This is a genomic window from Sphingomonas kyeonggiensis, from assembly GCF_014196745.1.
Taxonomy (GTDB): domain Bacteria; phylum Pseudomonadota; class Alphaproteobacteria; order Sphingomonadales; family Sphingomonadaceae; genus Sphingomonas; species Sphingomonas kyeonggiensis.
In genome coordinates this window covers 673,119-695,883 of sequence record NZ_JACIEH010000003.1, presented here as the reverse complement: position 1 = coordinate 695,883, position 22,765 = coordinate 673,119, and the positions used below count along the sequence as shown (strand labels likewise).

Genomic DNA, 22,765 nt, shown 5'->3' with positions numbered 1-22,765 from the left:
GTCTCTAGGCCAGGCAAGGGGCAGTGAGCAATGGTGCCCCTGAGATCGTCATCCCGGCGCAAGCCGGGATCTCAGGCGATGGCGCGGGAAAAGAGCCGCACGAGACCCCGCCCCGGATCAAGTCCGGGGCGGGGCGACGGTGTCTTCTTAGATGCCCAGCGCCTGCTTGTAGGTCTCGAGCAGCATCTCCGCCTCGTCGCGGTGGTGCTTCTCCATCTTCCGCAGACGGACGATGTTGCGCATCGTCTTCACGTCGAAGCCGGTCGACTTGGCTTCGGCATAGACATCCTTGATGTCGTCGGCGATGCCCTTCTTCTCTTCCTCGAGGCGCTCGATCCGCTCGATGAAAAGGCGCAGCTGCTCGGCGGAAATCGAATCGGACAAAGGAAAGCTCCTGGAAGAATCTGTTCGGAAAGGGGCGCGATTATCGGAGCGCGCGGCGGCGCTCAACCCCCATACGCGACGAGGCGCGGCTTCGCATCTTCCCTCGATTGCCCCCCGCGCCCGCCGCCGCTATCCGGAGCCCATGCCCTTCCTCCGTCGAATCGCGCTTCTCGCCGCCGCTGCGCTCGCCCTTTTGCCCGCCACCGCACCGGCCCAGACCAAGCCGGCACCCAAGCCGGTGGCACCGGTCCAGCTGCCGCCGGCGATGCGGGTGCCGGCCCCGATCCGCCCCGCGCCGATCCCGGTCGAGAAGCAGCCCTTCGCCGCCGAGATCGCCGCGTTCGAGGCGCGCGACGCCATCGTCATGCCGACGCGCGACGGCGTGCTGTTCCTGGGCAGCTCGAGCATCCGGATGTGGACCGACCTCGCCCGCGATTTCGCCGGCCACAATGTGATCAACCGCGGCTTTGGCGGTTCGACCATCCCCGACAGCGTGCGCTATGCCGATCGCATCGCCATTCCCTATACGCCGCGGACCATCGTCTTCTACGCCGGCGACAACGACCTGGAGGCCGGCCACACGCCGGAGGAAGTCGCCGCCGATTTCCAGGCGCTGGTGGCCAAGGTGCACGCGCGCCTGCCCCGGACGCGCATCCTGTTCCTGTCGATCAAGCCGAGCCTGTCGCGCTGGCGGCTGATCGAGGGCATCCGCGCGACCAACGCGCTGGTGCAGACCTATGTCGCGACCGATCCGCGGCTGGGCTATATCGACATCGTGCCGCAGATGCTGGGGCCGGACGGCAAGCCGCGGCCCGAGCTTTTCCTCCAGGACGGGCTGCACATGACGCGTGCCGGCTACGACATCTGGCGCACGGCCGTGGGCAAGGCGCTGAACTGGAAGCTACCGCCCAAGCCTCCGGCGAAGCTGCCGGCCAAGGCCTGGGGCAAGCCGGCGGTCAGCGGCCCGGTTCGGTCATCGAAGGCGGGTCACTAGCCGGGAAGCTCTCGTCGAGGGCTTCGTCCAGCTCCTCGTCGATCCCCGCGTTCTTCTTCAGGCTCTCCTCCATCCGCGCCAGCTGCTCGGGCGTGGCCTCGCTTTGGTGCTGCGCCTTCCACTCGGAGAAGGGCATATCGTAGATGATGCGGCGCGCCTCGTCCTTCGCGATCGCGGGGTCCGCTTCGCTGATCCAGTCGGCCAGGCAGTTGCGGCAAAAGCCGGCAAGGCCCATCAGATCGATGTTCTGCGCATCGGTGCGGTGGCGGAGGTGACGGACCAGCGTACGGAACGCTTTGGCGGCCGTAGCGTCGTCCAGTTTGTCGAGTTCGTCCATTTATCACACCTCAGCGGTTGATCCTGTGCGATATGAGGCTAGAGGCACCGAGGCACAAGCCGAGGATATGACAACGATGACAAAGGCAATCAGCCCCCGCACGCGCAAGGTCCGCATCCTCGCAACGCTCGGTCCCGCCAGCGCGACGCCCGAGATGATCGCGAAGCTGTTCGAGGCCGGCGCCGACGCGTTCCGCATCAACATGAGCCATGGCGACCAGGCATCGAAGGTGCCGCTGTTCGCGGCGATCCGCGGCCTGGAAAAGAAGTACGGCCGCCCGACCACGATCCTGGCCGATCTCCAGGGCCCGAAGCTGCGCGTCGGCAAGTTCGCCGACGGCAAGGTCCAGCTGGTCACCGGCCACGAGTTCATCCTCGACCGCGACAAGACCCCGGGCGACGCGACCCGCGTGGAGCTGCCGCACCGTGAGATCTTCGAGGCGGCGCACGAAGGCGCGCGCCTGCTGCTCGACGACGGCAAGCTGGTGCTGCGCGTCGTCTCGACCGCGCCCGACCGGATGACCACGATCATCGAGGTCGGCGGCACGCTGTCGAACAACAAGGGCCTGAACGTGCCCGACATGGTGTTGCCGCTCGCCGCGCTCACCGAGAAGGACCGCAGCGACCTCGCCTTCGCGGTCGAGCAGGGCGCGGACTGGATCGCGCTGAGCTTCGTCCAGCGCCCCGAGGACCTGATGGAAGCCCGCCGCCTGATCGGCGGCAAGGCGGCCCTGCTCGCCAAGATCGAGAAGCCCTCGGCCATCGCGCGCCTCGACGAGATCGTCGAGCAGTGCGACGGCGTGATGGTCGCCCGCGGCGACCTGGGCGTCGAGCTGCCGCCGCAGACCGTGCCGCCGATGCAGAAGCGCATCGTCGAGACCGCAAGGCGGATGGGCCGCCCGGTGATCGTCGCGACGCAGATGCTCGAATCGATGATCGAATCGCCGTCGCCGACGCGCGCCGAGGTCTCGGACGTCGCCACGGCCGTGTATGACGGCGCCGACGCGATCATGCTTTCCGCCGAGAGCGCCGCGGGCAAGTGGCCGGTCGAATCGGTGGCGATGATGAACTCGATCGCCGATGCGGTGGAGCGCGATCCCGCGCATGGCGACCGCGTCCACTTCACCGTGCTGCGCCCCGATCCCACCACCGCGGACGCGCTGGCCGAGGCGGCGAAGAACATCTCGCGCACCGTCTCGGCATCGGGCATCGCCTGCTTCACCAGCTCGGGCTCGACCGCGCGGCGCATCGCGCGCGAGCGCCCGCCGGTGCCGATCCTGGTGCTGACCCCGCACATCGACACCGCGCGCCGCCTGGGCCTGCTGTGGGGCGTGCACGCCGTGCACACCCGCGACGTCGATTCGTTCGAGGAAATGGTCGCCAAGTCGAAGCGGATGGCGCTGCGCCACCACATCGCCGCGGCGGGCGACCGCGTGGTGCTGTGCGCCGGCGTGCCGTTCAAGACCCCGGGCTCGACCAACGTGCTGCACGTGGTGACCCTGGTCGGCGACGAGCTGAAGAACCACCCGGGCAAGGAAGGTCCGGAAGCGATCTGATTCGCGAGCAGCGGGAAATCAGGAAGGCCGGGCGCTTTGCCCGGCCTTTTCTTTTGGCGACTTCAGAGCAGCCCCAGCGCTTCCAGATCCACGCGGAGCTTTTCCGCGCCAGTGAACAGCAGGCCATGGATGCCGGCATCGAACGCCGCGGCGACATTGTCCTCGCGATCGTCGACGAACACCGCATCCGGACCGGCCAGGCCGAATCGGGAAAGCGCGAGCGCGTAGATCGCGGGATCGGGCTTCACCAGCTTCTCGTCGCCCGAGACGACGATGTCGCGGAAGCGATCGAACAGCGCCGATTCGCGGTTGCGGAACGGGGGCCAGAACTCGCCCGAGAAATTGGTGATCGCGAACAGCGGCACGCCCGATTCGCCGAGATCGGCGACCAGCTGGGGCATGCCCGGCAGCGCATGGGGGATCTGTTCGTCGAATCGCGGACCCCAGAGCGCGATCATGTCGGCGAACTCGGGGTGCGCGGAGGCCAGCTCTGCCGAAGTCTCGGCAAAGGGGCGGCCAGCATCATGCTGGAAATGCCACGCCTTGGTGGCAACAGTACCTAGAAACGCGTCGAGCGCCCGATCGTCACCGATCAGGCGCTCGTACAAGTACCGCGGATTCCAGTCGTAGAGGACGTTGCCGACGTCGAAAATGACGGCCGACGGCGTCCCCACGCGCAGGATCAGCCCTGGCGGGCCTTGAACCGCTTCTGGGTCTTGTTGATGACGTAGATGCGCCCACGACGACGGATCACGCGGTTGTCGCGATGCCGATCCTTGAGCGACTTCAATGAATTCACGATCTTCATGACCGATTCGCTTCTCAATTATGGAATGCCGGAAAGAGGGGCTCGCCTAGTGACCGATACCGGCCAAGTCAAGGCAGGAGTCGCCCTGTCGCCCTGCGGAACCGACTCGACCTGATCCGTGTTGGAGGGCAAACGGGAGACGTTCCGTTCGCGAAACAGGAGTACGCCCGCGTGAAGAAGCCGCTCAGCATCGCCCTGCTCGTAGCATTGGGGGCCTGCGCGCCCACCTATCGCCCGCAGCCGATCGACGTCACCCGCTATCATCTGGGCGCGCCGCTGGAGCGCACCACGGTGGCGGTCGAGCCGATGGCCAATACCGATTCGTTCGGGCCCGAATACCAGGCCTATTCGGATGCGGTGCGCGCCGAGCTGGAACGGCTGGGCTATGTCCAGTCGGTGAGCAGCACGCCTTCGGGCTATATCGCCGCAGTCGCCTTCCGCCGGACGAGCAAGGGTGCCTTCAAGGAGCCGCCGCCCGTCACCATCGGCGTGGGCGGCGGCAGCTTCAGCGGCGGGCGCCGGGGCGGCGGCGTGGGCGTTGGCGGCGATGTCGGCTTCGGCATCGGCGGCAAGGTGCGCGAGCTCTACCAGACCGAGCTGTGGGTGCAGCTGCGCCGGCGCAGCGACAACACCACCGTATGGGAAGGCCGCGCCCAGAGCGGCAGCGTGGGCGGCACCGATCCCGACCAGCCCGCCGTCGCGGCCGCGCGCATGGCCAAGGCGCTGTTCAAGGACTTCCCCGGCGAGTCCGGCATCACTATCACGGTGAAATGACCATCCAGATCAATTCCGGCTTCGACTCCGGCAACATCCGTCTCGTCGGCATCGAGGGCGACCGCGTCGACCTCGAGATCGTCACCGATCACCTGTCCGACTTCTACCAGTGGTTCCATTTCCGCGTGGCGGGCGCGAAGGGGCGTACGCTCACCTTCCGCCTGACCAATGCGGGCGGGGCGGCCTATGCGTTCGGCTGGCCGGGCTACAAGGCGCGCTGGTCGACCGACCGCGAGGCGTGGCGCACCGCCGAATCGAGCTATGCCGACGGCGTGCTGACCTTCACCAAGACGATCGACACCGACCTGGTCTGGTTCGCCTATTTCGCGCCCTACTCCATGGAGCGGCACCACGACCTGGTCAGCCGCATCGCGCTGATGCCCGGCGTGTCGCACCGCGAGCTGGGCAAGACGCTCGATGGCCAGCCGCTCGACCTGCTGACGCTCGGCACCGGCCCCAAGACCGTTTGGATCTATGCCCGCCAGCATCCGGGCGAGAGCATGGCGGAATGGTGGGCCGAAGGCGCGCTCGAGTATCTGACGGATCCGACCAACGAGGCCGCACTCGCGCTGCGCGAGAAGGCCGTCTTCCACATCGTGCCGAACATGAACCCGGACGGCTCGCGCCGCGGCCATCTGCGCACCAACGCCGCCGGCATCAACCTCAACCGCGAATGGCATGCGCCGACGATGGAGAAGAGCCCCGAGGTGTTCCTCGTCAAGGCGGCGATGGACGAGACCGGCGTCGACTTCGCGATGGACATTCACGGCGACGAGGCGATCCCGGCCAACTTCCTGGCCGGATACGAAGGCATCGCCTCGTGGACCGACGAACATGGCGAGAAATTCTACGAATATGCCCGTCGCCTCGCCAGGGAGACGCCCGACTTCCAGATCGACCTCGGCTACGAGAAGTCGGCACCGGGCCAGGCCAATCTCTCCATGTCGACCAACCAGCTCGCCGAGCGATTCGGCGCGGTGTCGATGACGCTGGAGATGCCGTTCAAGGATCACGACGCGAACGCGGATCCCGAGTTCGCCTGGTCGCCGGCGCGCTGCAAGACGCTCGCGCATGCCTGCCTTAACACTCTGGCAGGGTTCATCGACGAGATCTGAGGACAGAAACAAAAGGGGGGAGCCGATGGAAATCCGCGAGGGCGGACTCGACGATGCGCGAGTCCGGTCACTGCTCGAGGCGCATTTTGCCGGGATGCTGGCGAGTTCGCCGAAGGACAGCACCCATTTCCTCGACTTCTCCGGCCTCGCCGCGCCCGACGTGACCTTCTGGACCGTGTGGGACGGCGAGGATCTGCTGGGCTGCGGGGCGCTGCGCGAGCTCGATTCGGGGCATGGCGAGATCAAGTCGATGCGCACCGCGTCGGAGCATCTGCGCCGCGGCACCGGCGCCAAGCTGGTCGGGCACATCCTGGCCGCCGCCCGGGCACGGGGATACAAGCGGGTGAGCCTGGAGACCGGATCGGGCACGTCCTTCGACGCCGCCCATGCGCTCTACCGCCAGTTCGGCTTCACCGAGACGGGACCGTTCGGGGAGTATCGCGAGGATCCGTTCAGCCGGTTCCTTTCGCGGGTGGTCTAGACTAGCCTCCCCGAAAGGGGGACTTGCATGACTCTATTTGCCACTACGCGGCGCGCGCTCGCGCTGCTCCCGTCCATTTTCGCCGCTGCCATGCCCGCGGCGGCGCAGGACTCCGCCGAGTCGGGCTGGCGCAATATCCACCTGTACGAAACAGCCTTCGAGGAAACCGGGCTATTGCGGCGGGCACAAGCCGTCGGGGCCCTCGCACCCTGGGTCAGCGCGACCGACTTCCCGGCCGACATGCCGACGGGAAATGGCAGCGGCTATGTGAGGCTGCGGATCTCGATCGATGCGGACGACCGGATAACGGATTGCCAGGCCGAGACGTCGCCGAAACTCGCGCCGCATCTTGGCAATTGGGCCTGTGAGCGCATTCGGCAGCGAGGAAAGTTCCGCCACGCCCTGTCGCTGGACGGCAAGCCGGCAAACGGCGTCGTCACGATGACGATGGTTTTCGATCTCGCTTCCGCGCCATTGCCGATGATACCGCCCGCGCCGCCCGCACCGCCCTATGGATGGATTGAAACCTATCAGCCGAATCTCAAACTGGTCGATTTGCCCGAGCAGGCCATGCGCGGACCGGCCTCTCTTACCGGCAGCACGATCGTCAGCCCAAGCCTGTCGCAGAGGCCCGACGGAACCTTCTTTCCGCTCTATTGCGGAGCCGTTCGCAGCAGTGGGAACGCGGATATCGACAAGGCGAGCTGTGACCTGGCGAAGAGCGCCAGCTATAGTTTCGTCACGCCCGGCCGCCGCTATGGCTCGATGCAGATGCGCGTACACTGGAAGAAAGGCCGAGCGAAGATCGACTATCCCGATCGCGACCGGATAACGCCGCTCAGGTTCAGCGTGGAACCCGGCCTTGGCGTCCCTGCCGGGGTGACCTTCAGCGAGGTCGGCTATTTCACCTTCACCTTCGGCCCGGGCCGGCGCGTCGATTGCCGGGTGCGGCATTCGACGGGCAGCGATGCGCTCGATGTGGCGACCTGCCGAGACGGTGCGAAGCGTGTCCGGTTCACACCTCAGGTCAATCTGTTCGGTGAGGAAGTGCCGACGGAGACCGTCTATCAGCTCTTGCCGAGCGACGGCACGCTCCACCGGCTGCGCTGATCTGCCCGGATCAGTGCATCACCAGCTGGGCGACCGGCAGGGCCGGGGTGACATAGGCCATGCGCTCGGCCTCGATCGCCTCGATGTGCGACAGGCGGTTGTGGAGCGCGCTGGGATCGGGGAGCAGCGAGACCTGCTTGGCGGCAGCGATGCTGCGGCGCGGACGGGCCGGCGGCATCGCGCGGCGGGCATCGTCGGCCATCATCTCGAAGCGCGGCGCCTCGGCGGCGATTTCGGTGAGCAGCTTGGTCGCCTGCTTGGTGATCTGGCGGATGCGCTCCTTGGTCACGCCGGTATCGGCCGAGACCTCGTCCAGCGTGGCGCTGTCGAACAGGCGGCGCTCGACGATCTGGCGATCACGGACCAGCTTGGCCTCGAGCTGCTCGAGCGCCACGGGATCGACAGTCTTGAACGGGCCTTCGCGGCGGACCGTGGCAGCGGCCTTCTTGGCGCGGGGGCGGCGGCGCAGCGCCTCGACACCGACCTTGCGGAGCTGGTCGACATAGGCGTCGATGAGTTCGGAAACGGCGCCCTCGGCGAGATAGTCCGAAGCCGCGGCCTCGGTGCGCTCCAGGGCGAATTCGTCCTCGATCATCGCCTCGGGGCTGATCTCGTCGCCGTCGGGCGAGGTGGCGAGGGCGCTGAGCGAAACGGTGGTCGCCTCGACCTTCTTCGCCGACGGGCGCTGATCGGTCATCAGGCGGAAGCGCAGGCTCTGCAGCTCGCCGCGGATCTGCCAGTTCACGAAGGTGGTGAACTGCGCCTTGGTGGGGTCATAGCCCTCGATCGCGCGGTGCACGGCAATGGCGCAGCACTGCTCGGCATCTTCCCAATGGGCGGTCAGGCCATACTGGCGCACGAAGTGGCGGATGCGCGGGGCGATCAGCTTGAGGATCTGGGCGAAGGCACGGTCGACGGTGACGCGCTGGCGGTTGCTCTGCGGTACGTCCTTCGGCGTGTTCTCGAGGACGATGGCAACGGCGGCTTCGAGCGCGATCGTGGTCTTCGACATGGTCTGCAATCCCCTGCTTCTGCAGCCCCTCGGCTGCTGTCGTGAGGGGTTTATGAACCTGGCCCGGTCCCCCGAATATTCGGCGGGAACCCTTATGGTAGTCGCACCTTACGGATGAATCCGGGTTCGGGGTGTAGACATTCCGTTAACTATCCGGGCGACTCGCGGATTCCTCTAGATATCGCCCGGCGCATCATCCTTTGACCGTACCGCGACTTGCCGGCTTGGCGCGATCCAGTGCCAGGCGAGCAGCACCGGCTCGAGCACCGCGAAGCCGATCAACACGCCGGCGAGTCGCATCAGTGCCGGCCGGATCTCGGCATCGGCATAGCTGTCGGGCACCAGCACGATGAGAATCGCCAGCGCGAACTGGGTGCCGACATAGCGGTGCGCATGATCGCCATTCTCCAGATGCCGGCCGATCACCACCCCGAGAATCGTGCCGAGGATCAACAGCGGCGGCGATCCCTGCGCGACGAACAGGATCAGGGCGGCTAGCGCGGCGCCGGCCAGGCAGCCCAGGAAGCGCTGCACCAGCCGCCGGCTGACCGGCATCAGCCCGCTCGCCCCGATCGAATCGGCGGGAACCAGCATCACCGCCATGATCCCGATCGCCGCCTGGGACAGTGCCGGCAGGTGCAGCCAGGCCGAAAGGCCGACGAGCAACGCGAGCGCGGTGGCGGCCTGCAGCGCATGGCGCGCAGCCTCCGGGTGCCAGCCGAGCGCGGCGGGGCGCGGGCTGGGCGTGGCCGGCCAGATGCGGCGCAGGGTGAGCGTGGAAGCGAGGCTGACCGCTAGGCAGGCGAGCGTGCCGGCCACCGTCTCCAGCACCCGCGTCTCAACGAATCGGGCGAGCGCGACATCGGGATGGGCAAGCTTGTCGAGCACCACCATCGCGAAGGTGAGCCCGAAGAACAGCCAGGCATAGGAGCGCTTGGCGGTGATCGCGGCATAGAGCGCGCCGCCGCCGACCAGGAACAGCGCCGCCGCCGCGGCCGGCCACCAGCCGAGGAACGGCGCGGCAGCGAGCGCGAGCAGCCCGCCCGCGCCGGTGCCGGTGATGCGCAGCAGCCCCCGCACCAGCGTTTCGCCCGCATGGCCGCGCATCACCATGTACCCGGCGAACGCGGCCCAATAGACGTTTGCCGCGCCGAGCCAGTGCGCCACCGCGATGGCGAGCAGCACCGAGGCGACGACTTCCGCCTCGTCCACGGTCCGGGCGGTGACCCGGTCGACCAGACGCTTGCGGGGTGCCGCCTCGGTCATCGGATCAGGCGAAGACTTCCTCGAGGAAATTGGTCATCGCCTGCCAGCTGCGGCGATCGGCCCTGGGCTCATAGACCACGCCCGGGATGGTGGAGGTCTTGCGGTCCTGGTCGGTGAAGGCGTGGCCGGCATGGCCATAGGCATGGATCTGCCAGTCGGCGCCCGATTCGGTCAGCTCCTGCGCCAGCGCCACGGTCTTCTCCGGCGGGGCGATCGGGTCTTCCCAGCCATGGCAGACGAGCAGCTTGGCCGCGATCGGAGAGACGTTTTCATGGTCGGGCCGGTCATAGACGCCGTGGAACGAGACGCCGCCCAGGATCGGCAACCCGGCGCGCGCCATGTCGAGCACGCACTTGCCGCCGAAGCAGAAGCCGATCGCGGCCAGCTTCGCGGGATCGACGCGGTCGAAGCCGGACAGCGCCTGCAGCGACGCGGCGAGACGGTCGCGGAGCAGCGCGCGGTCGGCGTTGAGCTGCGCCATGTAGACGCCGGCCTCGGGTCCATGCTGGGTGCGCTTGCCCTGGCCATAGACGTCGGCGGCCAGCGCGACATAACCGAGCTTCGCCAGATTCTCGGCATGGACGTTGTCGGCTTCCTTCTGGCCGAGCACATTGGGCAGGACGAGCACGCCCGGACGGGCCGTGGCCACTTCGTCCTCATAGGCGATCACGCCCTCGAACGGGCCGCCGGGGCCCTGATACATCAGAGTCTGCCGAACGATCGCCATCGCCTTGTCTCCCTTGTCCCGCTCGCTCCTGCCGCTAAGGACGCTCGCAACCGGTTGCAAGGAGTTCACATGCCCAAGCTCGTCCTGATCCGCCACGGCCAGTCGGCCTGGAACCTCGAGAACCGCTTCACCGGCTGGTGGGACGTCGACCTGACCGAGCAGGGCGTGCAGGAAGCGCGCGACGCCGGCACGTTGATGAAGGACAAGGGTCTCGACTTCGACCTGTGCTTCACCAGCTTCCAGAGCCGCGCGATCAAGACGCTGCACCTGGCGCTCGAATCGATGGGCCGGCTGTGGCTGCCCGAGGAGAAGAGCTGGAAGCTCAACGAGCGCCATTATGGCGGCCTGACCGGGCTCAACAAGGCCGAGACCGCGGCGCTGCACGGCGACGAGCAGGTGAAGATCTGGCGCCGCAGCTTCGACGTGCCGCCGCCGCTGCCCGAGCAGGGCTCGCCCTGGGACCTGGCCAAGGACACCCGCTATCACGGCGTGGCGATCCCGCAGACCGAATCGCTGAAGGACACGATCGCGCGCGTGCTGCCCTATTGGGAAGAGCGGATCGCGCCCGAGCTCAAGGCCGGCAAGCGCGTGCTGATCGCGGCGCACGGCAATTCGCTGCGCGCGCTGGTGAAGCACCTGTCGGGCATTCCCGACGAGGAGATCGTCAGCCTGGAGATCCCGACCGGCCAGCCGATCGTCTATGAGCTGGACGACCAGCTGAACGCGCTGGACCGCTACTACCTCAACGAGCGCTGAGATGCGCGGCGCGGCCCTGATCGCCGCGCTCGCCCTGACCGGGTGCGGGCACGATCCCTTCGCCGACGCGCAGCGCGCGATCGACGACGGATCCGCCCGCGCCGCGATCCAGAAGCAGCTGGACGGCTATCGCCAATGCGCGACGCTGTTGGACGGCTTCCTGCCGCTCGACATCCATGCGGACCCCGGCGAGGCACCGATGCCGGGCGTGGCCGCGCTGACCGAGCTCGGGCTGATCCGCGCGACGGGAACGCCGGAGGACAGGCAGGCGATACGCTACGCGCCGACCGCGCTTGCCCGGCCGCTGCTCGAGGTGCGGGACATCGGCGCGGACAAGAAGCCGGTCGCGCTCTGCTATGGCCGGCGGGTCGTAACCGGGCTGACGATGAAGCCCAGGCGCCTGCCGAGCGATGCGACCCCGCAGCTGGTCTATCGCTTCCGCCTGGTCGATGCCCCCGCCTGGGCCCGTGATCCGCGCGTCACCCGCAGCTTCCCCGGCATGCCCGAGGCGCTGAAGAACGAGCATGTTTCGCGCGATCTGGTGATGTATCGCGACGGCAAATGGGCGATCGGCGAGAGCGGGATCGAGTCGTATCTCCATGACATCGCGCTCGATCGGCAATATTTCGCGCCGTGCCCGCCGGTGAGTGGGGCGACGGTGCATCCGTGCCAGAGGGCTATGGGCGGACGGTGACGCCAAATCCTCCCCGAGCTCGTCTCGGGGAGGGGGACCATCGCGCAGCGATGGTGGAGGGGCCGGCGCAACGCGCCGGTGCCCGGCGCGCCCCTCCACCACCGAGCTTCGCTCGGCGGTCCCCCTCCCCCAGCTTGCTGGGGGAGGATTTGAATAGCTGGTTGCCCTCCCCGGCCCTTCCCTCTAGTCAGCCCGCTTCCAACAGCATGGGGCAAGACGTGGCACCTCTGGTCGGCATCATCATGGGCAGCACTTCCGATTGGGAGACGATGCACCACGCCGCCAAGATCCTCGAAAAGCTTGGCGTGCCGCACGAGACCAAGGTCGTCTCGGCGCACCGTACCCCGCAGCGACTCTATGACTATGCGACCGGTGCGGCCGATCGCGGCCTCAAGGTGATCATCGCCGGGGCCGGCGGCGCGGCGCACCTGCCCGGCATGGCCGCTTCGATGACGCACCTGCCGGTGCTCGGCGTACCGGTCGAATCCAAGGCGCTGAAGGGCATGGACAGCCTGCTCTCGATCGCCCAGATGCCCGGCGGCATTCCCGTCGGCACGCTGGCGATCGGCAAGGCCGGGGCGATCAATGCCGGGCTTCTTGCGGCCGCGATCCTGGCGACGTCGGACGAAGCGCTGAGCGAGCGCCTGCAGGCGTGGCGCGCGGCGCAGACCGACGGCGTGGCGACCGACCCCGAATGAGCGGCGCGCTTCCCCCCGGCTCGACCATCGGCATCCTCGGCGGCGGCCAGCTCGGCCGCATGCTCGCGGTCGCCGCCGCGCAACTCGGCTACCGCACGCATGTGCTGGCGCCGGACGAAGAGAGCGTCGCCGCGCAGACCGCTTCCAGCTACACCCGCGCCGATTATCACAGCCGCATCGTCCTCGACGAGCTCGCCGCCCAGTGCGACGTGGTCACCTACGAGTTCGAGAATATCGCGATCGGGCCGGTCGAGCATCTCGCGAACAAGGTGCCGGTGCGCCCTGGCGCGCAGAGCCTGTCGATCGCGCAGGATCGTGCGCGGGAAAAGGCATTCGTCGCCGCGCTCGGCGGGCGGACCGCGCCCTGGGCGCTGGTCGAGACGCGCGAGCAGCTGGACGAAGCCATCGCCAAGATCGGCGCGCCGTCGATCCTGAAGACGCTGCGGCTCGGCTATGACGGCAAGGGCCAGGTCCGCATCCGCGACGTGGCGGAGGCCGCGGCGGCGTGGGAAGAGATCGGCGAGCGCCCGGCGATCCTCGAAGGCTTCGTCACCTTCAGCCACGAATTCTCGATCATCACGGTGCGCGGCGTGGATGGGGCGCTGGCGAGCTATCCGCCGCCCTGGAACGAGCACAAGGACGGCATCCTCGACAAGTCGACCGTGCCCGCCCCGGCCGAGATCGCCCGCCACTGGACCGAGGCCGCTGCCCTTGCCGGCCGCGTCGCCGAGGCGCTGGGCCATGTCGGCGTGCTGACGCTCGAGTTCTTCGCGACCGACGAAGGGCCGGTGTTCAACGAGATGGCGCCGCGCGTGCACAACTCCGGGCACTGGACCATCGAAGGTGCCGAGTGCTCGCAGTTCGAGAACCATATCCGCGCGATCTGCGGCCTGCCCCTCGGCTCGACGGCACTGACCGGCACCCGGGTGGAGATGGAGAACCTGATCGGCGCCGATGCGGACCGCTGGGCGGAGCTGCTCGCCGAGCCGGGCGTGCACCTGCACCTCTATGGCAAGGGCGATGCCCGGCCCGGGCGCAAGATGGGGCATGTCACGCGGGTGAAGCGGGCATAACCGTCATCCCGGCGAAAGCCGGGATCTCGTGCGGCTCTTTTCGCGCCCTCGCCTGAGATCCCGGCTTTCGCCGGGATGACGATTGCGGCTCAGCGCGCCTTCTTCTTCGGCACCAGATGCAGCACGCCGGCGATCGCCGCGCCGACGATCAGCCCGCAGATGCCCGCCCCGATCGCGCCGACCAGCCATTCCACGAAGCCCTGGGCGAACGGCACGGCATGGCCGGCCACTTCGGCGAGATGGTGGACGAAATGCGGGATCGCATCGAAGTGGAAGACCTCGAGCCCGTGCAGCAGGATGCCGCCGCCGACCCAGACCATCGCCGCCACGCCGATATGCGACAGCGCCTGGAGCAGCACCGGCATGGCCTTGACCAGGAACAGGCCCAGCTGCTTCGCGCCCGCCGAAGGGCGCTTGCTGAGGTGCAGGCCGATATCGTCCATCTTCACGATCAGCGCGACCACGCCGTAGACGCCCACGGTGATCGCCACCGCGACCGCTGCCAGCGCCGCAGCGCGCATGCCGAGCGAGGCGTCGGGCAGCTCCGCCAGCGCGATCGCCATGATCTCCGCCGAAAGGATGAAGTCGGTGCGTATCGCGCCGGCCACCTGGCGCTTCTCCAGCTCGGCCGGGGTGTCGATCTCGGCGACTTCCTCCTCGGCATGATGGCCGGACAGCGCCTCGATGATCTTCTCGGCCGCCTCGAAGCACAGATAGGCGCCGCCGATCATCAGCAGCGGCGTGACGGCCCAGGGCGCGAAGGCGCTGAGCAGCAGCGCGACGGGCAGGATGAAGAGCAGCTTGTTGCGCAGCGAGCCGAGCGTGATCTTCCAGATGATCGGCAGCTCGCGGTCCGGCGTGAGGCCGACGACGTAGCGCGGGGTTACCGCGGCATCGTCGATCACCACGCCCGCCGCCTTGGTGCCCGCCCGGCCCGCGGCACCCGCCACGTCGTCGAGCGACGCCGCCGCCAGCTTGGCCAGTGCCGCCACGTCATCCAGCAATGCGACCAGACCGCCCGCCATGTTGTCCCCTTTTTGTGAATTGCAGTTCAGCACATAGCGGAGCCGTCGCCCCGCGCAACGCGCACGGCTGCACCATTTCTCCTTGGTCCCCGGATCAGGCCTGCCGATCCGTTTGCGAAACGACAGGCCCGGCCGGTTCCCATGCGCTGCCCTGGTGCGCTCGTCGGGGCGCCGGTCGGGAAGGTGCGGGCCGTAGCCCTGCGGCAGCGCATCTTGTGGAGGCGAGGGTAGCGGTTCGCCCTCGCCTCCGCTTCCCCAAAACAAAACGCCCGCCCCGCGCTGTGCGGGACGGGCGCTCCGTTACCTCGAGCTACGCGCGATCAGGCGCGCGTGCCGGTGAGCGGGAAGGCGCCGAACGCCCCCGCCGTGACGGTGCCGGTGAGCGTATCGCCGTCCACGGTCGCCTCGCCGGTGAGCGTCATCGGCATGGGAACCGACACGTCCATCGACCAGGTCAGCTTGTCGCCATCGACCTTGCCGTCCTTGGCTTCGGCATTGCCCATCGCGCCGGCAAAGGTGCCGCTGAAGGTGTCGCCGTTGCTGGTCACGGTGAACACCGCCGCCTGGTCACCGAGCGGCGACTTCACGACCGTGTTCCAGCTGCCATCCACATTCGCCATGAGAGCTCTCCTGATTAGTTGCCCGCCGGCTTGGTGCTCGCCAGCGACGCTGCCGGAACCACCTCGACGGGGAGGCCGATGCTGTCAAGCTGCGGCCGGACCTTGGAAGCGTCACCCACGACCACATAGACGAACTTGTTCGGGTCGAGAGCCGCGCGTGCCGCAGCGTCAAGCTGCGGAATGGTGAGCGCACGATATTTTTGCGCGATCGTGGTGAAATAATCGTCCGGCCGGCGGCGCAGGTCGTTCTGCTGCATCCCGCTGAGCACCGCATCCGAAGTTTCGAAGCGGCCAGGCAGCTCGCGAGTCGAGCCGTTGACTTCGCGAACCAGCTCGTCGTTGGTCACGCCCTTGGTGGTGAGGAAGTCCTTCACCTGCTGCTGGATCGCCTTGATCGAATCCCCCGTCTTGTCCGCCTGGACCGGGGCACTGATCGTGTAGGGCACGGCGTGCTCCAGGAAGCTGAAGCCGCCGCCCGCACCATAGGACCAGTGCTTCGCCTCGCGCAGATCCATGTTGATGCGCGACAGGAAGCCCGAGCCGAGGGCCTGGTTGGCTGTCGCCACCGGCAGCGTGTCCGAGAAGGGATCGACGCCGGTCAGCTGCGTCGCGATGATCTGCGACTGGGGCGAGTTCGGCCGGTCGATCAGGATGATCCTGGGCGTCATAGCCTGGGTGGTCGCGGCGAAGCTCTTGGTGCCTGCCGCGCCTTCGGCCTTCCAGCCGCCGAAACGGGCTTCGAGCGCCGCCTTGATCTCGGCGAGCGGGCGATCGCTGACCACGAAGATCTTGGCCTTGTCCGGGCGGATCCATGCCTTGTGCCAGGCGACCAGATCGTCCCGCGTGATCGCCTTGACCACGGCGGGATCACCGCCGCCGGCAGCCAGCTTCGCATAGGGGCTGCCGGCCGGATACAGGACGCGCGGCACCATGCGGTTCGACATGCCCTGCGGGCTGGTCAGCTCCTGCGCGATGCCGGTCAGCATCTGGCCGCGCACCCGCTCGAGTTCGGCCGGGGCGAAGGCCGGACGCTCGACGACATCGGCGAACAGATCGAGCGCGCCGGCCAAATTGGGGCTCGGCGCATCGACGCTGAGATAGGTGCGATCGGCCGAGCTGCCCGAACCGATGTTCGCGCCCAGCCGCTCGCGTGCTTCCGAGAACGCCACCGAATCGAGCGTGGTGGTGCCCTCGTCCATCATGTTGAGCGTCAGGCGCTGGGTGCCGAGCTTCTCCGACGGATCGGCAGCGACGCCGGCATCGAAGCTCATCGAGAGCTGGGTGACCGGCACGGCATTGCGATTGGCATAGACGAGCTCGATGCCGTTCGAGAGCTTGGTCCGCTCGACCTTCGGGAATACCAGGTCACCGATCGGCGCCACATCGGGCAGCGCGCCGCGGGTGCCCTTGGCCGGCTCCGCCGCGGGGCCTTCCGCCGGCTTGGCGGCAACCGCGGTCGCTTCCTGATACGCCTCACGCTGGCCGGGGACGACCATCACGGTGAGCGCCGGGCGGCCGAGCCACTTGTTAGCGGCCGCGACGGCCTGGGCCGGCGTGACCTTGGCCATCGCCTCCAGCTGCTTCTTGAAGAAGAGCGGATCGTTCGAATAGAGCTGCCCCTCGGCCAGCGCGACGGCCTTGCCGCCGAAGCCGCCGACGGATTCGAGACCCGAGATACGGCCCGAGACATTGGTGGTGGCGACGCGGGCCACTTCGTCCGCGGTCGGCCCGTTCTTGAGCAGATCGGCGACGACGCCGTCGATCTGCTTCTCGACGAGCGCCGGATCGACGCCCGGCTTCACCACGACCTGGATCGAGAAGATGCCGATCTGCGCCATCGAATCGACATCGGCCGAGGCGCGCACCGCGGTCTTCTGCTTGCGCACCAGCTCGTTATCGAGCCGCGAGCTGGCCAGGCCGCCGAGCACCGAGGCGAAGACGTTGAGCGGCGTCGCATCCGTATCGTTCATGCCGGGCACCGCCCAGCTGCGCACGATCAGCGTGGCGGCGACGCTGTCCTTCAGCGTCACCGTCTTGGGCGCGGCGAGCGTCGGCACGGTCACCTTGGGCAGCACGCTCTTCGGGCCGGCCGGGATCGCGCCGAAATATTTCTCGACGAGCGGCCTGGCCTCCTTGGCATCGATATCGCCGGCAAGGACCAGGATCGCGTTGTTCGGGCCGTAGTGCGAACGGAACCAGTTCTTCACGTCGTCGAGGCTGGCGGCATCGAGATCGGCCATCGAGCCGATCACGTTATGGCCATAGGGGGTGCTGCCTAGCAGGTTCTCGAGGATCGAGTAATAGACCAGTCCATAAGGCTGGTTGTCGCCCTGGCGCTTCTCGTTCTGGACGACGCCGCGCTGCTCGTCGAGCACGCCCTGGGTGATCGCACCGAGCAGATAGCCCATGCGGTCGCTCTCGAGGAACAGCGCGCGATCGAGCGCCGGACGCGGCACGGTCTCGAAATAATTGGTGCGATCGAAGCTGGTGGTGCCGTTGAAATCGGTGGCACCGACCTGCTTGAGCGGCTCGAAGAAATCGCCGGGGGCGTTTTCCGAACCGTTGAACATCAAATGCTCGAACAGATGGGCGAAGCCGGTCTTGCCGGCCGGCTCGTGCTTGGAGCCGACATCGTACCAGGTCGAAACCGCGACGATCGGCGCCTTGCGATCGGTGTGGACGAGCACGCGCAGGCCGTTCTTGAGGGTGAACGCCTCATAGGGGATGTCGACCTTCTTCACGAGTTCCGAGACCGCAACCGGCTTGGCCCGGGCCGGTGCCGCCGCAGTGGCCGGCGCCTGCTGCGCGATCGCCGGCATCGCGGCACCGATCGCAAGCGCACTGATCGACGCGCTGCAGAACATCTTCAACGATTTCATCTGATACCCCCGAACGGACTGGATGGCGGGAGCATAACGCGGTGTATCAGTCCCGCAAGTCAGTTGCGCATGTTACCATTTGCTCTAGCCTGACCGGAAATTGCGCCATTTCAGGGGAATTTCATGCGCTTCGTACCGTTCGTCATCGCGCTCTCGCTGGGCGTCGCCCCCGCCTGTGCCTGGGCCCAGGCCGGCACCGCGGAGCCGGTGTTCAGCCCCGACGAAGTGCGCGCGCATGTCGAATTCCTCGCCGACGACCTGCTCGGCGGGCGCGATAATGGCACCGAAGGCTTCGACATCGCGGCGCGCTATGTCTCCAGCCGCTTCGATGCGATGGGATTCAAGCCCGGCGGAACGCAGGGCTGGTACCAGCCGGTGAACATCGCCGAATATGTGCTCGATGCCGACAAGCCCGCCTCGTTCACCGTTGCGGGCAAGAAGTTCGCCGGCGGCGAGGACGTGCTGTTCGGGCCGAGCCCGGTCCATGGCGACGAGACCCAAATCCTCACCGCCGACGCGGTGTTCGTCGGCTATGGTCGCGAGGAGGATTATGCCGGGTTCGACGTGACCGGCAAGTTCGTCGTCACGCTGATCGGCAATCCGCCGGGCGCAGCACCCGGCAAGTTCGACCGGGCCAGCATCGCCGGCAAGCACGGCGCGCTCGGCACGCTCTACCTGATCACGCCCGACAATCTGAAGGGCGCCTTCCCCTGGGCGCAGGCGGTCAATTACTTCCAGCAGCCGCAGAACAACTGGCTCGATGCCAAGGGCTTTCCCAAGGGCGAGAATCCGGGCCTGAAGATCGGCGCCTATGTGAAGGGCGCCGCTGCCGACGCGCTGTTCAAGGGCGCACCGACGAGCGCGGCGCAGCTCTATGCCGCGCTCGCCAAGCCGGACGCGGTGCCGGCCGGCTTCGCGCTCAGGCAGCGGTTGACCCTGCAGCGGACCAGCATCGTCACGATCAAGAAGAGCAACAATGTGATCGGCGTGCTGCCGGGTTCGGATCCGAAGCTGGCCAATGAATATGTCGTGCTCTCCGCGCATCTCGACCATGAAGGCACCCAGCCCGGCATCGAGGGCGAGGACAAGATCTTCAACGGCGCGATGGACAATGCGGCGGGCGTGGCGAGCATGCTCGAGGCCGCCCGCGCCTTCGCCCAGACCGGCAAGCGCCCGCGCCGCTCGATCCTGTTCGTCGCGCTGACCGCGGAGGAGGACGGGTTGATCGGCTCCGAATATCTCGCCCGCTATCCGGTGACCGGCAGCGGCAAGGTGGTGGCCGACGTCAATCTCGACATGCCGATCCTGCTCTACGACTTCCAGGACGTGGTCGCCTTCGGCGCCGAGCATTCGACGCTCGGCCCGATCGTCGAGCGCGCGGCGGCAAAGATGGGCGTGACGCTTTCGCCCGATCCGATGCCCGAGGAACAGCTGTTCCTGCGCTCGGATCACTACAGCTTCGTCCAGGCGGGCGTGCCGTCGATCTTCCTCGTCACCGGCTTCAAGAATGGCGGAGAGAAGGCGTTCCGCGACTTCCTCAAGACCAACTACCACAAGGTGAGCGACGACCTCCGCCAGCCCTTCGACTGGCAGGCCGGCGCCAAGTTCGCGAAGATCAACTATCTGATCGCGCGCGAGATCGCCGATAGCGACCAGGAGCCGCGCTGGTACGCCGGCAACAGCTTCGGCGACCGCTATGCCAAGGATGCGCCCAAGGCCCCGCGGCCGGCGGGCGTGCCGGCAACGCCCGCCCGGTCGCCGGCGGTGATCACCATCCCGGTGCCCGCGCCGAAGAAGAACTAGGCCGTATCGGCATTCACAATCCTCCTCCTCCGGGGGGAGGATTTGGAACGGAAAAGGCCGGAGCTTTCGCCCCGGCCTTTCCCTTCCCTCCCATTGCTGCCCGGGAGAGAGAAGCCCGTCAGAAGCCGGCCTTCAGCGTGACGAAGAACTGCTGCGGCGCGCCGACCATCAGCGTCATGTTGTCGCCCGAATTGCCGAAGCCGTTCGTGCCGATCGTCGAGACGTACTTCTTGTCGAACAGGTTGGTCGCATTGGCCTGGATCTCCAGGTCGTGGCCGCCCAGGTCGAACTTGTAGCCGAGCGTGGCATCGACCAGCACCCGGCCGCCGACCGACTGGTCGTTGGTGTAGGTGAAGTAGCGCTTGCTCATATAATTGGCGCCGATACGGGCGTTGAAGCCGCCCAGGTCATAGGTCAGCTCGCCCTTGAGCAGGTGCTTGGGCGCATCGACCACGGTCTTCCCCTTGGTCGCGGCGAGCAGCGTGCCGGCGGCGTTGCGAACGTCGTCGCGATAGGTCGAGTCATTGTAGCTGTACGACACGAAGGCGCCGAAGCCGCTGCCGAGCTTGAGGTCACCGGTCGCCTCGATGCCGAGCGAGCGGACGCCGCCGACATTCTGCAGCGTCACCGGATTGCCGACGATGCCGGCGCCGGTGGTGACGCCGAGCAGGCGGTTACGGAAGTTGACATAATAGCCGGCAAGCGAACCGGTGAACGGCCCCGAGCGGAAGCGGCCGCCCAGCTCATAGGTGTCCGACTGTTCGGGCTTGAGCTTGGTCGAGCCCGAGAGCAGCGCGTTGAAGCCGGCCTGGGTGGTAGCGAACGGACCGGTGGTGGCCGAGGCGACGAAGGCGCGCGTCACCTGGCTGAACCCGCCGAACAGTTCGGCACCGCCGCCGATCTTGTAGTTGAAGCCGGCGGTCGGCTGGAACCAGTCGGTCACGTCGATCTGACCCGAGGCAAGGCCGCCCGAGACGTTCGGGCTGGCCTTGTCCTTCACCTTGAAGCCCTTCCAGCCGAGGTTCAGCGTCAGGTCGCCGAAGGTCAGCTTGTCCTGGACGTAATACTGGAACGTGTCGGTCGAATAGTCGAAGTCCCACTGGGTCGCGAAAGGGTTCGACTGGAAGTCCTGGCTGTCGCGCGTCACCTGGGTGCGGCTCGACAGGGCGTAGAAGCGGCGGGCCTGCTGGAAGTCGTTGCGCTCGTACCAGAAGCCGACGGTGACGTCGTTGTGCTCGCCGAACTGGCCGCCGGTGTGACCGAACACGCCCTTGCGGTCCATGTCGTACTCGGTGGTGCGGATCGAGATCGGCGAGGCGCCGGCGCCCGGGCTCGGCACGTACGGCGTGTACCACAGGCCCTGGCCGTGATTGTTGTGGTAATAGCCCTTGAGCGCGAAGTTCAGCCCGGCGCTCTCGCCCTCGACGCCGAACGAACCCAGCCAGTCGCGGCGGAGGCCCGCGGCGTTGAAATAGGCATCGTCGACCGAGGTGATCGGCGCCGGATAGGCGGTGCCGGCTGCCGCGTTCGACACCGGAGCACCGGTATCGCCGCGATTATTGGCGATGTCGGCGATGCGGACCGCCAGGGCATAGTCGTTCGAGATATTGTCCCAGTTGTAGCCGAGACGCTTGATCATGCCGAGCGACAGATCCTGATAGTCGTTCTCGCGGCGATCGGAATAGCTGATCGTGCCGACCAGGCGGACGTCGTCGGCCACCGGGGCGACGATCTTGCCATTGGCCTGGTTGGTGCGCTGCGAGCCCCAACCCTTCCACTTGTCCATGTCCGAATAGACATAGGAGGCATAGGCCTTCACCCCGCCGCCGATGTCGCCGCTCTCGATGCGGCCGAACAGGCGCACGGTGTTCTCGCTGCCATAAGTGCCCTCGGCATGGACGCCGAACTGGTCCGAAGGATCGCGCGAGAAGAACTCGATCGTGCCGCCGAGATTGTTGGTCGCCTGGGTGCCGATCGAGCCGGCGCCCTGCGCCACGCGCACTTCGCCGACATTCTCGCTGGTGATCGCGCGGCTGATGTGCAGGCCGTTGACGTTGCCATAGCTGGCGTCGCCGAGCGGGATGCCATCAAGCGTGAAGCCGAGCTGGTTCTGGTTGAACCCGCGGATCGAGACGCGCTGCGCCCATTCATAGGCGCCAAACGGATCGGCCGACTGGAAGTTGACGCTGGGCAGCTTCTCGATTGCCTTCAAGGGGCTGGTGCCCGCGGCGAGCTCGGCGATGTCGCTGGCCGAGATCTGCTGGACCTGGCGGGTCTCGCCGCGGCCGATCACGACGATCTGGCCCTCTTCACCGCCTTCGTCCGCGGCCGAGGCCGGCGCCACCGGCTGGATCTCCTGCGCCATTGCCGTCCCGGAAATCAGAATCGAAGTTCCGGCGAGCAGCCAGATTGCAGCCTTGCGCATGCGTATTTCCCTGAAAAGATATTGGCGAGGCCCCAATGCCCCGCTGCGCGGCCGCTACGGATGCTGCGTTGCAACATCGGGTAGTTCGCATGTCATTTGCGCGTCTGCGCAGTTACAGGTTTCGGACAGGCAACAAAGCCCAATGCCTGCCGTGGCTTGGCGCCGGCCGCTGTGCCACTACATGTTACGACAAGCGTAGGAGGCACCCCTTGTGTTGCATCTTTGCAAC

General features: G+C 67.2%; 22 protein-coding genes. 11 read left to right on the top strand and 11 right to left on the bottom strand.

All coding sequences use genetic code 11. From position 1 onward, the window contains the following. Positions 1–147 precede the first annotated feature (147 nt). On the bottom strand, positions 148–384 hold the full coding sequence (locus GGR46_RS18485; RefSeq protein ID WP_183999475.1) for a DUF2312 domain-containing protein: 237 nt from the start codon (positions 382–384) through the stop codon (positions 148–150). Positions 385–526: 142 nt separating this feature from the next. Here GGR46_RS18485 and GGR46_RS18480 point away from each other — a divergent pair, with 142 nt between their 5' ends. Further along, positions 527–1,378 (top strand): SGNH/GDSL hydrolase family protein, encoded by an 852-nt coding sequence (locus GGR46_RS18480; RefSeq protein WP_183999474.1) that lies wholly within the window; start codon positions 527–529, stop codon positions 1,376–1,378. Here the strand turns inward: GGR46_RS18480 and GGR46_RS18475 are convergent. Continuing rightward, positions 1,341–1,715 (bottom strand): DUF1244 domain-containing protein, encoded by a 375-nt coding sequence (locus tag GGR46_RS18475; RefSeq protein ID WP_183999473.1) that lies wholly within the window; start codon positions 1,713–1,715, stop codon positions 1,341–1,343. The genes GGR46_RS18480 and GGR46_RS18475 overlap by 38 nt on opposite strands. A 76-nt stretch (positions 1,716–1,791) precedes the next feature. On the opposite strand from GGR46_RS18475, the gene pyk reads away from it, so the two are divergent. Continuing rightward, positions 1,792–3,270, top strand: coding sequence for a pyruvate kinase (gene pyk / locus GGR46_RS18470; protein WP_183999472.1), 1,479 nt, complete (start codon positions 1,792–1,794; stop codon positions 3,268–3,270). 62 nt (positions 3,271–3,332) lie between these two features. On the opposite strand, the gene GGR46_RS18465 is transcribed toward pyk, so the two are convergent. Then, a complete protein-coding gene (locus tag GGR46_RS18465) occupies positions 3,333–3,944 on the bottom strand; it encodes an HAD-IA family hydrolase (protein WP_183999471.1) in 612 nt (203 codons plus the stop codon). An 8-nt stretch (positions 3,945–3,952) separates the two neighbouring features. Continuing rightward, the gene (gene ykgO / locus GGR46_RS18460; protein ID WP_086130464.1) at positions 3,953–4,078 is read right to left on the bottom strand and encodes a type B 50S ribosomal protein L36; all 126 of its coding nucleotides are present in this window, start codon (positions 4,076–4,078) and stop codon (positions 3,953–3,955) included. A 171-nt stretch (positions 4,079–4,249) separates the two neighbouring features. On the opposite strand from ykgO, the gene GGR46_RS18455 reads away from it, so the two are divergent. From GGR46_RS18455 to GGR46_RS18440, 4 genes are read left to right on the top strand one after another with little or no spacing between them, the layout of a single operon-like run. Beyond that, positions 4,250–4,852, top strand: coding sequence for a DUF4136 domain-containing protein (locus GGR46_RS18455; RefSeq protein WP_343058239.1), 603 nt, complete (start codon positions 4,250–4,252; stop codon positions 4,850–4,852). After that, a complete protein-coding gene (locus tag GGR46_RS18450) occupies positions 4,849–5,967 on the top strand; it encodes a M14 family metallopeptidase (protein ID WP_183999470.1) in 1,119 nt (372 codons plus the stop codon). Before GGR46_RS18455 ends, GGR46_RS18450 begins: the two co-directional genes overlap by 4 nt. Positions 5,968–5,992: 25 nt before the next feature. Continuing rightward, positions 5,993–6,448, top strand: a complete 456-nt coding sequence (locus GGR46_RS18445; protein ID WP_183999469.1) for a GNAT family N-acetyltransferase — start codon at positions 5,993–5,995, stop codon at positions 6,446–6,448. Between the two features lie 27 nt (positions 6,449–6,475). Next, positions 6,476–7,558, top strand: a complete 1,083-nt coding sequence (locus GGR46_RS18440) for a hypothetical protein (protein WP_183999468.1) — start codon at positions 6,476–6,478, stop codon at positions 7,556–7,558. A 10-nt stretch (positions 7,559–7,568) separates the two neighbouring features. On the opposite strand, the gene GGR46_RS18435 is transcribed toward GGR46_RS18440, so the two are convergent. The 3 genes from GGR46_RS18435 to GGR46_RS18425 form a co-directional block, all read right to left on the bottom strand. Then, positions 7,569–8,570, bottom strand: a complete 1,002-nt coding sequence (locus GGR46_RS18435) for a sigma factor-like helix-turn-helix DNA-binding protein (RefSeq protein WP_183999467.1) — start codon at positions 8,568–8,570, stop codon at positions 7,569–7,571. Between the two features lie 174 nt (positions 8,571–8,744). Continuing rightward, positions 8,745–9,836: an FUSC family protein gene (locus GGR46_RS18430; RefSeq protein ID WP_183999466.1), complete on the bottom strand. Its 1,092-nt coding sequence runs from the start codon at positions 9,834–9,836 to the stop codon at positions 8,745–8,747. Between the two features lie 4 nt (positions 9,837–9,840). Continuing rightward, positions 9,841–10,563: a dienelactone hydrolase family protein gene (locus GGR46_RS18425; RefSeq protein ID WP_183999465.1), complete on the bottom strand. Its 723-nt coding sequence runs from the start codon at positions 10,561–10,563 to the stop codon at positions 9,841–9,843. A 69-nt stretch (positions 10,564–10,632) separates the two neighbouring features. On the opposite strand from GGR46_RS18425, the gene gpmA reads away from it, so the two are divergent. From gpmA to GGR46_RS18405, 4 genes are all read left to right on the top strand, one after another. Then, positions 10,633–11,319 (top strand): 2,3-diphosphoglycerate-dependent phosphoglycerate mutase, encoded by a 687-nt coding sequence (gene gpmA, locus GGR46_RS18420; RefSeq protein ID WP_183999464.1) that lies wholly within the window; start codon positions 10,633–10,635, stop codon positions 11,317–11,319. A gap of 1 nt (position 11,320) precedes the next feature. Beyond that, complete coding sequence (locus tag GGR46_RS18415; RefSeq protein ID WP_183999463.1) at positions 11,321–12,013, top strand: hypothetical protein; 693 nt, start codon at positions 11,321–11,323, stop codon at positions 12,011–12,013. A 206-nt stretch (positions 12,014–12,219) separates the two neighbouring features. Beyond that, positions 12,220–12,711, top strand: coding sequence for a 5-(carboxyamino)imidazole ribonucleotide mutase (gene purE / locus GGR46_RS18410; RefSeq protein WP_246426213.1), 492 nt, complete (start codon positions 12,220–12,222; stop codon positions 12,709–12,711). Continuing rightward, positions 12,708–13,784, top strand: a complete 1,077-nt coding sequence (locus tag GGR46_RS18405; protein WP_183999462.1) for a 5-(carboxyamino)imidazole ribonucleotide synthase — start codon at positions 12,708–12,710, stop codon at positions 13,782–13,784. The genes purE and GGR46_RS18405 overlap by 4 nt, the downstream gene beginning before the upstream one ends. Positions 13,785–13,873: 89 nt before the next feature. On the opposite strand, the gene GGR46_RS18400 is transcribed toward GGR46_RS18405, so the two are convergent. The 3 genes from GGR46_RS18400 to GGR46_RS18390 all read right to left on the bottom strand — a co-directional run bounded on the left by GGR46_RS18400 (position 13,874) and on the right by GGR46_RS18390 (position 18,308). Further along, on the bottom strand, positions 13,874–14,809 hold the full coding sequence (locus GGR46_RS18400; RefSeq protein ID WP_183999461.1) for a DUF808 domain-containing protein: 936 nt from the start codon (positions 14,807–14,809) through the stop codon (positions 13,874–13,876). Positions 14,810–15,129: 320 nt separating this feature from the next. Further along, a complete protein-coding gene (locus GGR46_RS18395) occupies positions 15,130–15,429 on the bottom strand; it encodes a hypothetical protein (RefSeq protein ID WP_183999460.1) in 300 nt (99 codons plus the stop codon). A 14-nt stretch (positions 15,430–15,443) separates the two neighbouring features. Next, positions 15,444–18,308, bottom strand: a complete 2,865-nt coding sequence (locus tag GGR46_RS18390) for a M16 family metallopeptidase (RefSeq protein ID WP_183999459.1) — start codon at positions 18,306–18,308, stop codon at positions 15,444–15,446. A gap of 123 nt (positions 18,309–18,431) precedes the next feature. Here GGR46_RS18390 and GGR46_RS18385 point away from each other — a divergent pair, with 123 nt between their 5' ends. Continuing rightward, a complete protein-coding gene (locus tag GGR46_RS18385; RefSeq protein WP_183999458.1) occupies positions 18,432–20,111 on the top strand; it encodes a M20/M25/M40 family metallo-hydrolase in 1,680 nt (559 codons plus the stop codon). A 118-nt stretch (positions 20,112–20,229) separates the two neighbouring features. Here the strand turns inward: GGR46_RS18385 and GGR46_RS18380 are convergent, their stop codons facing one another. Then, on the bottom strand, positions 20,230–22,536 hold the full coding sequence (locus GGR46_RS18380) for a TonB-dependent receptor (protein WP_183999457.1): 2,307 nt from the start codon (positions 22,534–22,536) through the stop codon (positions 20,230–20,232). Positions 22,537–22,765 lie beyond the last annotated feature (229 nt).